Below are 13,608 nucleotides of genomic sequence, written 5' to 3'. Positions count from 1 at the left end.
CGGCCAGCGGTGGTCCGCAATCAGACATTGCCTTAAATAGAGGAACACGAAACGCTAAATACGGCAATACTGACTTAAAGGCCACAAAGATGTTCAAGCGGTGAGCTACTGAGACGCCGGGTCACCACTGTGACGCAGGCCACACCATCGCGGCGGCCGGGTTTCGGACACGCGTCCCGGTAGGCGACGTACCCCCGATATGACGGAACGCCCGGTCGGGCATGGCCTGACCGGGCGTTCGCGCGGGACGGGATCAGCCGATGACGCCGGCGATCCAGCGGTGGTAGTGGCCGACGCTCGTGTAGATGTCGGGCGTCTCGCCGCAGACGTCGCCGACGCCGCGGGAGTCGACCCCGGTGATGACCCAGCGGCCCCTCACCTTGATCAGCAGCGGCGAGCCGGAGTCGCCGCCGCAGGGACCGCGGACGCCCTCGGGGTTGTCGGTGCAGATGTCGTGGTCGCGGTAGCCCCACGCGTCATCGCCGTTCGCGTCCACCTGGCACTTCAGGGTGGTCGGCGCGATCACCTTCGTGTCGAGCTGCTGCAACTGCACGGGGAGCTGACTCGGGTCGTCGTCACTCGTCGAGGTGTAGCCCCAGCCGATCTGCCGGACCGGCGTCCCCGGCGCGGGAATGGTCGTCGCCTGCCGGACGGGCGTCTGCGGCACCGCGGTGTCGAGGTGCAGGAGCGCGATGTCCTTCCCCTCGGAACGGTCGTCCAGGTACTGGTAGCCAGGGTGGACGACGATCCCCTTGAGCTTGGCGACGGTGCCGCCCTGCGTCCGGTCGTTGGACCCGACCCGGACATGGAACAGCCCCGGGTCCATCACCGAGTAGGGCGCCCCGTTCTGGCCCGCCTGGGTCACGCAGTGGGCGGCGGTGACCACCCACTCCCCGTCGATCAGCCCGCCACCGCAGCGGTGCGAGTCGGGGTTGCCGTTCCGCTCGTACTCCAAGGAGGCCATGAACGGGTAGGCCTGGTCGGCGGGCGTCCCACCGATGATCTTCGGCGTGGGCGGCGGCTCGTCGGCGTGCGCCGCGGCCCCGAGGCCGGCGACCGCCCCGCTCGCGAGCACCGTCCCGCCTGCCAGCACCACCGCGCCGGCGAGCCTCCGCCACGTTCCCGTCGTCTTCCTGTCGCGCGTCCGCAAGGACAGCTCCGATCGGTCGAGTTGATCTTGGCCCGAGGGACGCTACCGGCCGCGGCCGACCGGTGTCCGCAGGTCCGCGGCACAAGATCAAACAGCCCCAGGTCAGGGGTGCTGCACAAGGACTGCCAACGAATCCGGCCAAGGATCGGAGAATCTCGCCGAAAGCGATCGTGAGCTGCGCCTCTATCGTTCTGCCGTCCCCTCCGCCGAAGGAACGAGAGCGTCATGCAGAATCCGAAGGCACCCGAGCCCCGCTGGTGCTCGTGCCGCGTGCCGGACGTCAGTCGCAGGCAGGTCCTCGGCGGCCTCACCGCCGCGAGCGCGCTCGCCGTGGCCGGATGGCCCGGTCCCGCGCAGGCCGCGCCCCGCGGCCGCTCCGTGACGATCACCGTCATGGGCACGTCCGACCTGCACAGCCACGCCGTCGACTGGGACTACTACAAGGACGCCGAGTACACCGACAGCGGCGGCAACGTGGTCGGGCTGGCGCGCGTTTCCAGCCTGGTGAACCAGGTCCGCGCCGACCGCGGCCGCGACCGCACCCTGCTCTTCGACGCGGGCGACACGATCCAGGGCACCCCGCTCGGCTTCTACTACGCCTCCGTCGAGCCGATCACGAAGACCGGCGGGATCCACCCGATGGCGCGGCAGATGAACGCCGTCGGCTACGACGCCGTGGCCCTCGGCAACCACGAGTTCAACTACGGCCTCCCGTTCCTGGACCGGTGGATCGAGCAGATGGACGCGCCGGTGCTCGCCGCCAACGCCGTCCACGCGGGCACCCGCCGCCCCGCCTACCTGCCGTACATGATCAAGACGATGCGGGTGCGCGGCCTCCCGCCGATCCGCGTCGGGCTGCTCGGCCTCACCAACCCGGGCGTGGCGATCTGGGACAAGGCCAACGTCTCCGGCAAGCTCGACTTTCTGGACCTGGTGGAGACGGCCCGGCGCTGGGTGCCGGTCATCCGTGCGAAGGGCGCCGACGTCGTGGTCGTCAGCGCCCACTCCGGCGACAGCGGCACCTCGTCCTACGGCGACGCCCTGCCCGTCGAGAACGCCGCCGCCCTGGTCGCCGAGCAGGTGCCGGGCATCGACGCGATCCTGTTCGGGCACGCGCACCTGGAGATACCCGAGCGGTTCGTCACCAACAAGGCCACCGGCCGGACGGTCGTGATGAGCGAGCCGAAGTGCTGGGGCCAGCGCCTGTCGGTCTTCGACCTCACCCTCGTCCACGAGCGGGGCCGCTGGAAGGTCACCGGCAAGTCCGCGACGACCGTGAACAGCAACACGGTCGAGGAGGACCCGGCGCTCGTCACGCTCGTCAAGAAGCAGCACGACGCGGTGGTCGCCTACGTCAACAAGGAGGTCGCCACCTCCACCGAGGAGATGTCGGCGGCGGAGTCGTGCTGGAAGGACACCGCGATCCTGGACTACGTCCACCAGGTGCAGACCGCGAAGGTCAAGGAGGCGGTCGCGGGCACCGAGAACGCGTCCCTGCCGGTCGTCTCGATCGCCGCGCCCTTCAGCCGCGCCGCGACCTTCCCGGCGGGCAAGGTCACGATCCGCGACATCGCCGGCCTCTACATCTACGACAACACGCTGCTGGCGAGCATTCTGACGGGGTCCCAGATCAAGGCCTACCTGGAGTACTCGGCCCAGTACTTCAAGCCGGTCGACCCCGGCGCCCCGGTCGACCCGGCCTCGTGGACGAACGCGAACAACCGCCCCGACTACAACTACGACCAGTTCTCCGGCGTCACCTACAACGTCGACATCGCCGAGCCCGAAGGCTCGCGCATCACCGACCTGGCCTACGACGGCACGCCTGTCGCCGACGACCAGAAGTTCGTCGTCGCCGTCAACAACTACCGCCAGTCGGGCGGCGGCGGCTTCCCCCACATCGCCACGGCCCCGGTCGTCTACAACGCCCAGGTGGCGATCCGCGAGGCGATCGTCGAGTACGCGTCCGCCGCGGGCACCATCGACCCCGCGACGTTCCACGTCGAGAACTGGAAGCTCGTCCGGAACGGCACCCCCGTCTTCTGACGCGGATAACCGTTGGCGGTGACCCCGCCGAGGCGGCCATCGTGTGCTCATGCTCTCCGACGCACAGGTGGCCGCCTTCGTCGCCGACGGCTTCGTCCGCATCGAGGCCGCGATCGTCCGGGCGCTGGAACCATGACGTCCCGGGCCCTGCCGGACCCGGGACAGCTCACGGGGCGGGCGCGAAGGTGCGGCGGTAGGCGGTCGGGGGGACGCCCACCACCCGGGTGAAGTGGTGGCGGAGGTTGGCCGGGCTGCCGAGGCCGGAGCGCTCGGCGATCTGGTCGACCGGGAGGGACGTGGTCTCCAGGAGTTCGCGCGCGTGGTCGACGCGGATGCCGCACAGCCAGGCCATGGGGGTCGTGCCGGTCGCGGCGTGGAAGCGGCGGATCAGCGTGCGGGTGGTGACGTTGGCGCGGCGCGCCAGCGCGGCGACGGTGAGCGGCTCGTGCAGGCGCTCGCGCGCCCAGTCGAGGAGCGGGCCCAGTTCGTCCGCGTCGGTCAGGGGGACGGCCGCGTCGATGTACTGGGCCTGGCCGCCGGGACGGTGCGCGGGCATCACCAGGCGCTTGGCCAGGGCGCTCGCGACGGCGGCGCCGTGGTCGTTGCGGACGACGTGCAGGCACAGGTCGAGCCCGGCGGCGGTGCCCGCGCTGGTCAGGACGTCGCCGTCGTCGATGTAGAGGACGGACGCGTCCACCAGGACCTCCGGATGACGGGCGGCCAGCTGGCCCGCGTGCATCCAGTGGGTGGTCGCCGGGCGTCCGTCCAGGAGGCCCGCGGCGGCGAGGACGAACGCGCCCGTGCACAGCGAGACGATGCGGGCGCCGTTGTCATGCGCGGCGCGGACGGCGTCGACCAGGTCCGGCGGCTGCTCGTCGACGACGCTCGCGCAGGCGGGGACCACGACGGTGTCGGCGGCCGCGAGCGCGTCGAAACCGTGCTCGGCCTGCGGGGCGAAACCGGCGGTGGTGCGGGTACCGGGGGCGGCGCAGAGGCGGAAGTCGTACCAGGAGTCGGCGAGCCCGGGGCGCTCGTACCCGAACACCTCGCACGGGATCGCCAGCTCGAAGATCGGCACGCCTTCGGTGACGGCGACGGCCAATGTGTGCATGTCACTAATTTAGCGGTGATGGTCACTTCTGCCACTTGGGGTGGGGGTCGGTGCGCATCATGCTCGGACGCATGGACGACTTCCCCTCTGGACGAGCCTCCTTCGACCCGCCCGCGGAAGGCGCCGAGCGCGTGTGGCGGCAGGTCGTCGACCTGCTGCGGGAGGAGCGCGAGCGGATCGCCGGGCGGGACGTGAGCGCGCCTGTGGACGTGGGCGCGCTGCGGGACGCGATCGGCGCCTACGACTTCGTCCGTCCCGTCGCGCCCGGCACGGTGGTCGACGGGGTCGCGGAGCTGCTGCGGGCGACCACCGTCCACACCACGCATCCCCGCTACTTCGGGCTGTTCAACCCGACACCGACCCTCATGGGCGTGGTCGGCGAGACGCTCGCGGCGGCGTTCAACCCGCAGCTGGCCGCGTGGTCGCACGCGCCCGCCGCCGCGGAGATCGAGGCGCACCTGCTGCGCTTCCTGGGCGGACGGCTCGGCTACCCGCCTGAACGGGTGGCCGGGTCGTTCACGAGCGGGGGCGCCGAGGCGAACCTGACGGCCGTGCTGCTGGCGCTGACCCGGACCTGGCCCGAGTACGGCGAGAAGGGACTGCGGGCGCTGCCCGGCCGTCCGGTCCTGTACGCGTCGGCCGAGAGCCACCTGGCCTGGCTGAAGATCGCGCACGCCACCGGCATCGGGCGGGAGGCGGTGCGCCTGGTCCCGACCGGGCCCCGGCTGCGGATGGAGGCCGCACGGCTGGCCGAGCTGGTCGCCGCCGACCGCGCACGCGGCGACCTGCCGTTCCTCGTCGTCGCGACGGCCGGCACCACCGGCGCCGGGGCGATCGACCCGACGCACGACCTGGCCGACCTCTGCGCGGCCCACGGCCTCCGCCTGCACGTGGACGCCGCCTACGGTGGCGCCGCGGCCCTGTCGGACCTGCTGCGGCCCGCCCTGGACGGCATCGAGCGCGCCGATTCGATCACGCTCGACGCGCACAAGTGGCTGAGCGTCCCGATGGGCGCGGGCGCGCTGCTCACCACCGACGCCGAGGGCCTCGCGGAGACCTTCCGGGTCACCACGTCCTACATGCCGGACGAGATCCACGGCACCGTCGACCCCTACACCTCGAGCCAGCAGTGGTCGCGCCGGTTCATGGGCCTCAAGCTGTTCCTCAGCCTCGCCGTCGCCGGCCGCGCGGGCTATGCCGAGCAGCTCGAACACGACGCCGGACTGGCGGACGCGCTGCGCGACGGGCTCACCGCGACGGGCTGGGAGATCGTCAACGACACCCCGCTCCCCGTCGTCTGCTTCGCCGACCCGGGCGACGGGACGTGGGAGCGCCACGACGCGCTCGCCCGCGCGGTCGTGGGGAGCGGGCGCGCGTGGATCAGCCCCGTCCGGCTGGACGGGCGCGCCGCTTTGCGCGCCTGCGTCATCAGCCACCGCACCACGATCGCGGACGTCGAGGACCTCGTCGACGCCGTGACCAAGGCACGCACCTGAACCAGCAGGTCAGGGGATACGGGCGAGGGCACCTGCGACCGCGTTGCCGGCTGGTTCCAGCCTACTGGTCGAGAGGGGTGCGCCGGCTGGAGCCGGGGCCGTGCCAGTCCAGGCAGATGACGGTGGCGTCGTCGCGGAGTTCGCCGCCGCTGACCTCGTGCAGCGCGCGGGTCATGGACCGGACCGCTTCGCGGGGGTGCAGCCCGGAGCCGTCCGCGATGAGGGCGGGCAGGTCCAGGGCGGTGGTGGTGCGTTCGATCATGCCGTCGGTGAGCAGCACCACCCGGTCGCCGGGGGCCAGGTCGAAATCCTGCACCCGGTGACCGTCGGGGTTGGGCACACCGAAGGGCGGGTCGATATGAGGTTCGACCGTGGTGACGCGCCCGTCGCGCAGGCGCAGCGGCCAGGGATGGCCGGCGTTGACGAACAGGGCGCGGCCGGTGGTCAGGTCGATGCTCAGCAGTTGGCCGGTGGCGGTGGCGTCCTGCCCGTAGTCGGTCACGGCCCGGTCGGCCGCCCGAGCCTGTGCGGCCAGGCCGGCGCGCGAGCGGCGGGCGTTGCGCAGGGCGCCCACCAGCAGTGTGGCGAGCATCGCGGCGGGCACATCGTGGCCCATGGCGTCGGTGATGGAGATGTACAGGGTGTGCTCGTCCAGGCTGTAGTCGAAGGTGTCGCCGGCGATGTGACCGGCCGGCTCCAGGCTCCCGGCGATGGTGGCCTGGCCGGCCTCGCACGACAACGCGTCCGGCAGCAGGTTGTGCTGGATCTCGGCGGCCAGCGACACCGGCAGGCTGCGCCGTCCCCATTCGTACAGGTCGGTGAAGCGGCGGTTGGCCACCACGATGTAGGCCATGGCGTGCGCGGCCTGTGCGACGTGCATGCATTGCCGCTCGCCGGGCCGTTCCCGCATCGTCAGTTCCAGCACGCCGATCGCGTCGCCGCGGTTGGTCACCGGCGCCACCACCCGCCACCCGGGATCGAACCCGCCCGAGGGTCCGGGCGACTCGGTCACGAGGAGCCGCTGGGAACTGATCACCTGGTCGTACAGGCTGCCGCTCAGCTCCTCCCGGTCGTTCTTGCCCTCTCCGAACCGGACTTCGGCGGGCAGCCGCCACAACGAGTCGCCGGCGAAGTCGGTGAGCATGAAGCACACGTCCGAGGCGCCGAGCTGCTCGGCCAGGATGCGGCCGATCACCGCTGAGGATTCGACCGGCGGCGCCTGCTCCACCGCCGCCAGCAGATGCTCCAGTGCCACATCCTGTTCAGCCATCAAAACCCCCCTTCTCCAGTGTTTCCTTCACAGGCGGCTGATAACGGCCAAGGTCAGGTGCGGCGGGATCCAGGGCGGGAATTCCCCAGGTGTCGCCCCGGACTGCACCGGATCCGGCACTGCAGGCCGCTGGGGGGACGGGGCGCGCGGTTTCCGGATCCCGAAAACTTTGCGCGCGAATCGCTTCGCCGCGTAACTGAATGGTGAACTTCCGGGCAGGACACCGGGCTATGGAGAGGAGCAAGCCCGAGCCCGGCGAGCGGGACGAGTACCCCGGCACCGAGCCCGTGAGTCTCGTCAAGCACGGACGGCCGCACACCGACTGGATCGTCTACGGCGTCGCGGCCGTGCTCTCGGCCTCGTTCGTGGTCTGGGGCGGGGCCGACACCGGCGGCCTCAGCTCGGCCGCGGACACGATGCTGGGCTGGCTGCTGACGAACCTCGGCTGGCTGTTCGTCCTCGCCGCCACCGGCTTCGTGATCTTCTCGCTGTGGCTGGCGTTCAGCCGGTACGGCCGCATCCCGCTCGGCCGGGAGGAGGACGAGCCGGAGTTCCACACCGTCTCGTGGGTCGCGATGATGTTCAGCGCGGGCATGGGAATCGGGCTGATGTTCTTCGGCGTGGCCGAGCCCCTCACGCACTTCGTCGAGCCGCCGCCCGGCACCGACCCGGCGCAGAGCGAGGCCGCCATCGAGACGGCCATGGCGACCACGATGTTCCACTGGACGCTGCACCCGTGGTCGATCTACGCCGTGCTCGGGCTCGCGATCGGGTACAGCCACTACCGCCGGGGGCGCAGCCAGCTGATCAGCTCGGCGTTCGTCCCGCTGCTCGGCCGCCGCCGCGCCGCGGGCCCGGCGGGCAAGGTCATCGACATCCTCGCGCTGTTCGCCACCCTGTTCGGCTCGGCCGCCTCGCTCGGCATCGGGGCGCTGCAGATCCGGACCGGGATGCAGGAGGCGGGCTGGATCTCCTCGCTCGGCACCACCGTCCTCGTGCTGATCATCGTGGTGCTGACGGTCTGCTTCGTGGTGTCGGCGGTGTCGGGGGTCGCGCGCGGGATCCAGTGGCTGTCCAACATCAACATGGTGCTGGCCATCGTCCTCGCGGTCTTCGTGTTCGTGGTGGGGCCGACCGTGTTCATCCTGGAGCTGCTGCCCACCTCGCTCGGCGTCTACATCCAGGACTTCGGGCAGATGGCGTCCCGGTCCGGGGCGACGGGCGGCGAGCCGATGAAGACGTTCCTGTCCAACTGGACGATCTTCTACTGGGCGTGGTGGATCTCCTGGGCGCCGTTCGTCGGGATGTTCCTGGCTCGGATCAGCCGCGGCCGCACCATCCGGCAGTTCGTCGGCGGCGTGATCCTCGTGCCGAGCGCGGTCAGCGTGGTCTGGTTCGCGATCTTCGGCGGGACGGCCATCGACCAGCAGCGCAGGGGCCTGAACCCGTTCGGGAACGGCACCGAGGAGCAGATCACCTTCAACGTCCTCGGCCACCTGCCGTGGCTGGCGGTGACCGCGGTCGTCGTCATGGTGCTCGTGGCGATCTTCTTCGTGTCCGGCGCGGACGCCGCGTCGATCGTCATGGGCACGCTGTCGCAGCGCGGCTCGACCTCTCCGTCCCGCTGGGTCGTGATCTTCTGGGGCGCGATGACCGGCGGGGTCGCCGCGATCATGCTGGTGATCGGCGGGGACAAGGCCCTCAACGGCATCCAGAACATCACGTTCATCGGCGCGCTGCCGTTCGCGATCGTGCTGATCCTGCTGTGCGTCGCGCTGGCGAAGGACGTGCGCTCCGACCCGATGATGCGCCGCCAGCACAAGGGCGCCGAGGTCCTGGAGGACGCCGTCATCGCCGGCGTCACCCACCACGAGGGCGACTTCGAACTCCAGATCAGGCCGTCCGGGCGGGAGGGCGCGAAGGCCGCGGAGGACACCGCGGAGGACACCGCGGAGGACCCGCGACCCTGAGGGCCCGGGACGCGGTCACACGATCGGGCGCCCGTTCCTGATGCGGCGGCGGACGTCGCGGAGGTAGAGGTTGAAGGGGAACTCCCGGGCAGGGCGCGGCAGGGCGCGGTTGCCCACCGCCAGCACACGGACGAAGCGGTCGAAGCGCGCCTGGTCGCGGGCCGTCCAGGGGAAGCCGAGCTCGTCGCGGAACGGCTGGGGCAGGAAGCCGAGCGTCAGGAAGCGGTGGAACCGGCCGAGCGTCCAGTGGACGGGCGCGGGCAGGAAGCGCATCTCGGCGAGGTCGCGCAGGTAGCCGCGGGTGACGTCGTCCATCTCGATCTTCGCCAGGCCCGCCTGCCAGTAGGTCTCGAAGGCCGCCCGGTCCGGCGGCCACAGGTCCGGGGTGACCTGGAGGGTGGTGCCGAAGCGGGCACCGTGCCGGTACAGGTCGGCGGCCTGGTCCGGCGACGGCTTCCCGTACAGCATCGTGTAGATCATCTCGATGCCCACGTAGAGGCACGCGGCGACCCACAGCTGCAGCTCGCGGTCGAACGCGTTGTAGGCGACGGGCTCCTTCGCGCGGACGTGCCGGTGCGCGCGGTTCACCTCGCGGCGCATCGCCTCGCGTTCGGCCTCGGTGCCGAGCATGGCGACGGCGATGTAGCTGAGCGTGGTGCGGGCCCGCTTGACCGGGTGCTTGTCGACACGGCCGCTGTCGACCGTGCTCTCCGCGACGCCGTGCCCGATCGGGAGGCGGGAGAGCTGCATGACGACGTTGGACGCGGCGGCGGCCAGGGCCACCCCGCTGATCGAGTCCAGGACGACCTTCGGCGGCGTCTCCTCAACGGTCGCGGTCATGCCGGCCCCACCTCCGTACGGGCTCGCGCCTGCGCCCACATGTGATACAACGAGTCGAATTTTGTCTCACTGTGCCATTGTAAGTACGCACTTGCAAGGCGCCCGCGGCGAGAGCGCGCTCACACGCGGCCCGCACGAAGGCCGGGTCGGGCGACCCGGTCAGGGTCGACCGGGCCGGTCCTGAGCGGGTGACCCGGTCAGGCGTAGGGATTCTCCTTCGCCAGGACGCGGCCCGCGAACTCCTTCAGGGAGTCCAGGGCGCGCAGGTACGGCATCGGGCCGTAGGAGACGCGCGCGACGCCCATCTCCGCCAGCTCCGCGAGCGACGTGCCCGGGAAGTTGTTCGCGTTGACCGGGCCCGGTATCCCCTTCACCAGGGACGGAACGGCGTCCGGCGGCGCGGCGATCGGGTACACGCAGTCGGCGCCGGCCTCCAGGTACAGCCGTCCCCGCGCGATCGCCGCCTCGACCGGGTCCGGGACCTTGGCGACGAACGTGTCGGCGCGAGCGTTGATCACCAGGGCGTCCCCGGTCGCCGCCCGGACGGCCGCGATGTACTCCGCCTGGGTCTCCGGCTCGGCCAGTTCCCCGGCATAGGTGTCCTCCAGGTTGCAGCCCGCCGCGCCGATGGCGAGCAGCCGCTCGACCAGCTCCCCCGGCTGCAGCCCGTACCCGGCCTCGGCGTCCACGGTGACGGGGACGGTCGCCGCGCGGATGACGCGCCCCGCGGCGGCGAACATCTCCTCCACGGGCGCCCCTTCGTGGTCGGGGTGGCCGAGCATGGCGGACACGGCGGCGCTCGCGGTGGCGAGGGCCGGGAACCCGGCCTCCTGGACGATCTTCGCGCTCCCCGCGTCCCACACGTTGGGCAGCAGCAGCGGGTCCCCGGGTCGGTGCAGGTCCCTCAGGAGTGCGGCGTTGTCGGTCATGTCTGTCTCCTTCCTTCGCAAGAGGAACGGAGAACACGGCCGCGTTGTGACACCCGCCCCGGGCGACGGCCCCGTCCCGCCGTCCCGGCCATGGGTTAGCGTCGAGGTGATCATCCGCTTGCGACGAGGGAGTACGCAATGCAGCCGTGGTCCGCCGATCTCGCCGGCCGCCTCGAAGAGCACGTCGTCACCAGCGAGCTGCTTCGCGGCAACCCGCTGGACGACCCGCACGAGCGGCCGGTACTGGTGTACGTACCGCCCGGCTACGACGACGAACCGGACCGCCGCTACCCCAGCGTCTACGTGATCACCGGATTCACCGGGCATGTCGGGATCTGGCGCAACCGGATGCCGTACCGGCGGCCGTTCCCCGAGACGGCCGACGCGGTGTTCGCCTCCGGGGAGGCGCCGCCCGCGATCGTGGTGTTCGTGGACGCCTGGACCGCGCACGGCGGCAGCCAGTACGTCGACTCCCCCGGCACGGGCCGCTACCACTCCTACATCTGCGACGAGATCGTCCCATGGGTGGACGGCCACTACCGGACGCTCGACGCACCCGGGCACCGGGCGATCAGCGGCAAGTCCAGCGGCGGCTACGGCGCGATGATCACGCCGATGCTCCGTCCCGACCTGTTCGGGGCGCTCGCGACGCACGCGGGGGACGCCCTGTTCGAGTACTGCTACCTGACCGAGTTCCCCAAGTGCGTCCGGCACCTGCGCAAGTACGACGGCGACATCCGGCGCTGGTGGGACGACTTCAGGAGCCGCACCTCGTTCACCAAGCCCGAGGACATGGAGCTGCTCAACATCCTCGGCATGGCGCTGTGCTACTCCGCCCGCGAGGACGGCACGCCCGACCTGCCGTTCGACCCGGTCACCGGCGTGCTCCGGCCGGAGGTGTGGGATCGCTGGCTCGCCTGGGACCCGGTACGGATGGTCCCGGGGCACGCCGAGGCGATGCGCTCGCAGCGGGCGATCTGGATCGACGGCGGCACGCGCGACGAGTGGTACCTCGACATCGGCGCGCAGGCGTTCCACCGGGCGCTGCTCGACGCCGGCGTCGCCGAGGACGTGATCCACTTCGAATTGTTCGACGCGGGCCACGGCGCGATCGACTACCGCTACCCCCTGGCGCTCTCCTGGCTCTGCCACCGCATCGCCCCCTGACCCCGCCGGGCGGCCGGGCGTCTCAACGCGCGCGCCGCCCCCGCGGTTCCCTGCCGGACGGGCCGGGCCGACCTTTCGGCCCGGCCCGTCCGCGCTGCTCCGCCATGGAATTCCATTGGTTTCAGAGAGATGCCCAACAGTATTGAAAATCCAGAACTAAATGGATTTATTGACACCTTTCTCGAACCAGGGTGCACTTCGGGTCAGCTCATCCGGATGAGTCCCCCATCCCAACCCCCCGCCGGGCGGGCGGCGGTTCCTGGAGCGCTCTTACAAGGGCCTCCATGTGCCCACCCCCTCCGCCCGTCCGGCATGTGGAAGGAGCACCCCCGTGAGACACCAGACCGCGATCGGGGCGGCGGCCTTGTCCGTCGGCCTCGCCGTGGCGATGTCCTCGCCCGCCTCAGGTGCGACACCCCGCACCGCCCCCGCGGCACCGGCCAGGCCGGACCCCCGCACCGTCGCCGCCGCCTCGGCCGACCGCCTGGTCGCGGCGAAGCCCGCCGAGTTCAAGAAGGCCCCGAAGGACAGGATCGTCCGGCGCGGGGTCACCTCGGGCCTGCGCGGCCTCCAGTACGTGGCCTACGAGCGCACCTACGACGGCCTGCCCGTCTACGGCGGCGACTTCGTCGTCACCACCAACGCGAGCGGGGGCGTGCTGAGCACCTCCGTCGACCAGACCCGCACCCTCGACGTGGGGACCAAGGCGTCGGTCGGCGCGGCTCAGGCCGCCACGACCTCGCGCGCCCGCGTCTCCAAGGTCGAGACCGCCTCCACGCCCCGCCTGATGGTGCTCGCCGAAGGCTCGGGACGCCTCGTCTACGAGACCGTCGTCAGCGGCACCCAGAAGAAGGCCCCGACGAAGCTGCACGTGTTCGTCGACGCCAAGTCCGGCAAGGTCGTCAAGACCTACGACGAGGTCCGGGACGCGGCCGACGACCGCAGCTACTACCACGGCACCGTCGACCTCAGCACCGCCGCCACGTCCATGACCGACCCGCAGCGCTCCGGCATCCGGTGCGGCGGCCAGAACGGCTCCGCCTACACCGGCACCGACAGCGCCTGGGGCAGCGGCAGCGGCACGGACCTGGAGACCGCCTGCGTCGACGCCCTCTACGCGGTCCAGAAGGAATGGGACATGCTGGGCTCCTGGCTCGGCCGCAACGGCGTCAACGGCAGCGGCGGCGGCTTCCCGCTCCGCGTCGGCCTGAACGACGTCAACGCCTACTGGAACGGCAGCTACACCAACTTCGGCCACAACCAGGCCGGCACCAAGCAGGCCACCTCCGTCGACGTCGTCGGCCACGAGAACGGCCACGCCGTCTTCACCACCACGCCCGGCGGCGACAGCGGCGGCAACGGCAACGAGAAGGGGGGCATGAACGAGTCGGCCGGCGACATCTTCGGCACGCTGACCGAGCACTACATGAACGAGCCCTCCACCTACGACCCGCCGGACTACCTCATCGGCGAGGAAGTCGACCTGGTCGGCAGCGGACCGATCCGCAACATGTACAACCCGTCCGCGCTGGGCGACCCGAACTGCTACTCGTCCTCGATCCCGAGCACCGAGGTGCACGCGGCGGCCGGCCCGCAGAACCACTGGTTCTACCTGCTGGCCGAGGGCTC

General features: G+C 71.1%; 10 protein-coding genes. 5 read left to right on the top strand and 5 right to left on the bottom strand.

Annotation, left to right across the window (positions count from 1 at the left end; all coding sequences use genetic code 11):
* Positions 1-253: 253 nt before the first annotated feature.
* Positions 254-1,150 (bottom strand): serine protease, encoded by an 897-nt coding sequence (locus AB0H37_RS26830; protein ID WP_360616012.1) that lies wholly within the window; start codon positions 1,148-1,150, stop codon positions 254-256.
* Positions 1,151-1,375: 225 nt separating this feature from the next.
* Here AB0H37_RS26830 and AB0H37_RS26825 point away from each other — a divergent pair, with 225 nt between their 5' ends.
* Positions 1,376-3,196 carry a 5'-nucleotidase C-terminal domain-containing protein gene (locus AB0H37_RS26825; protein WP_360616010.1) on the top strand — a complete coding sequence of 607 codons (1,821 nt, stop codon included), beginning with the start codon at positions 1,376-1,378 and terminating at the stop codon, positions 3,194-3,196.
* 166 nt (positions 3,197-3,362) lie between these two features.
* Here AB0H37_RS26825 and AB0H37_RS26820 read toward each other — a convergent pair whose 3' ends face one another.
* On the bottom strand, positions 3,363-4,307 hold the full coding sequence (locus AB0H37_RS26820) for a helix-turn-helix domain-containing protein (protein ID WP_360616008.1): 945 nt from the start codon (positions 4,305-4,307) through the stop codon (positions 3,363-3,365).
* Between the two features lie 71 nt (positions 4,308-4,378).
* Here AB0H37_RS26820 and AB0H37_RS26815 point away from each other — a divergent pair, with 71 nt between their 5' ends.
* Positions 4,379-5,803 (top strand): pyridoxal-dependent decarboxylase, encoded by a 1,425-nt coding sequence (locus AB0H37_RS26815; protein WP_360616006.1) that lies wholly within the window; start codon positions 4,379-4,381, stop codon positions 5,801-5,803.
* 61 nt (positions 5,804-5,864) lie between these two features.
* On the opposite strand, the gene AB0H37_RS26810 is transcribed toward AB0H37_RS26815, so the two are convergent.
* Positions 5,865-7,073 (bottom strand): PP2C family protein-serine/threonine phosphatase, encoded by a 1,209-nt coding sequence (locus AB0H37_RS26810; protein ID WP_360616004.1) that lies wholly within the window; start codon positions 7,071-7,073, stop codon positions 5,865-5,867.
* A 230-nt stretch (positions 7,074-7,303) separates the two neighbouring features.
* Here AB0H37_RS26810 and AB0H37_RS26805 point away from each other — a divergent pair, with 230 nt between their 5' ends.
* The gene (locus tag AB0H37_RS26805; protein ID WP_360616003.1) at positions 7,304-9,043 is read left to right on the top strand and encodes a BCCT family transporter; all 1,740 of its coding nucleotides are present in this window, start codon (positions 7,304-7,306) and stop codon (positions 9,041-9,043) included.
* Positions 9,044-9,058: 15 nt separating this feature from the next.
* Here AB0H37_RS26805 and AB0H37_RS26800 read toward each other — a convergent pair whose 3' ends face one another.
* Positions 9,059-9,883: an oxygenase MpaB family protein gene (locus AB0H37_RS26800; protein ID WP_360616001.1), complete on the bottom strand. Its 825-nt coding sequence runs from the start codon at positions 9,881-9,883 to the stop codon at positions 9,059-9,061.
* Positions 9,884-10,080: 197 nt separating this feature from the next.
* Complete coding sequence (locus AB0H37_RS26795) at positions 10,081-10,812, bottom strand: isocitrate lyase/phosphoenolpyruvate mutase family protein (RefSeq protein ID WP_360615999.1); 732 nt, start codon at positions 10,810-10,812, stop codon at positions 10,081-10,083.
* Positions 10,813-10,950: 138 nt separating this feature from the next.
* Between AB0H37_RS26795 and AB0H37_RS26790 the strand changes: the two genes are divergently transcribed.
* Both AB0H37_RS26790 and AB0H37_RS26785 read left to right on the top strand, forming a co-directional pair.
* The gene (locus tag AB0H37_RS26790) at positions 10,951-11,979 is read left to right on the top strand and encodes an alpha/beta hydrolase-fold protein (protein WP_329096202.1); all 1,029 of its coding nucleotides are present in this window, start codon (positions 10,951-10,953) and stop codon (positions 11,977-11,979) included.
* 331 nt (positions 11,980-12,310) lie between these two features.
* A partial coding sequence (locus AB0H37_RS26785) for a M4 family metallopeptidase (RefSeq protein ID WP_360615996.1) occupies positions 12,311-13,608 on the top strand: 1,298 nt, incomplete at its 3' end.

The organism is Actinomadura sp. NPDC023710, assembly GCF_040639875.1.
Lineage (GTDB): Bacteria > Actinomycetota > Actinomycetes > Streptosporangiales > Streptosporangiaceae > Spirillospora > Spirillospora citrea.
The sequence above is the reverse complement of the archived record's forward strand: the minus strand, read 5'-3'. Positions and strand labels throughout refer to the sequence as shown.

What these genes read in the sequence shown, in the direction of transcription:
- AB0H37_RS26825 (WP_360616010.1), top strand. Translation starts at nt 1,376, where the DNA reads ATGCAGAATCCGAAGGCACCCGAGCCCCGCTGGTGCTCGTGCCGCGTG.
- AB0H37_RS26820 (WP_360616008.1), bottom strand. Translation starts at nt 4,307, where the DNA reads ATGCACACATTGGCCGTCGCCGTCACCGAAGGCGTGCCGATCTTCGAG.
- AB0H37_RS26815 (WP_360616006.1), top strand. Translation starts at nt 4,379, where the DNA reads ATGGACGACTTCCCCTCTGGACGAGCCTCCTTCGACCCGCCCGCGGAA.
- AB0H37_RS26810 (WP_360616004.1), bottom strand. Translation starts at nt 7,073, where the DNA reads ATGGCTGAACAGGATGTGGCACTGGAGCATCTGCTGGCGGCGGTGGAG.
- AB0H37_RS26805 (WP_360616003.1), top strand. Translation starts at nt 7,304, where the DNA reads ATGGAGAGGAGCAAGCCCGAGCCCGGCGAGCGGGACGAGTACCCCGGC.
- AB0H37_RS26800 (WP_360616001.1), bottom strand. Translation starts at nt 9,883, where the DNA reads ATGACCGCGACCGTTGAGGAGACGCCGCCGAAGGTCGTCCTGGACTCG.
- AB0H37_RS26795 (WP_360615999.1), bottom strand. Translation starts at nt 10,812, where the DNA reads ATGACCGACAACGCCGCACTCCTGAGGGACCTGCACCGACCCGGGGAC.
- AB0H37_RS26790 (WP_329096202.1), top strand. Translation starts at nt 10,951, where the DNA reads ATGCAGCCGTGGTCCGCCGATCTCGCCGGCCGCCTCGAAGAGCACGTC.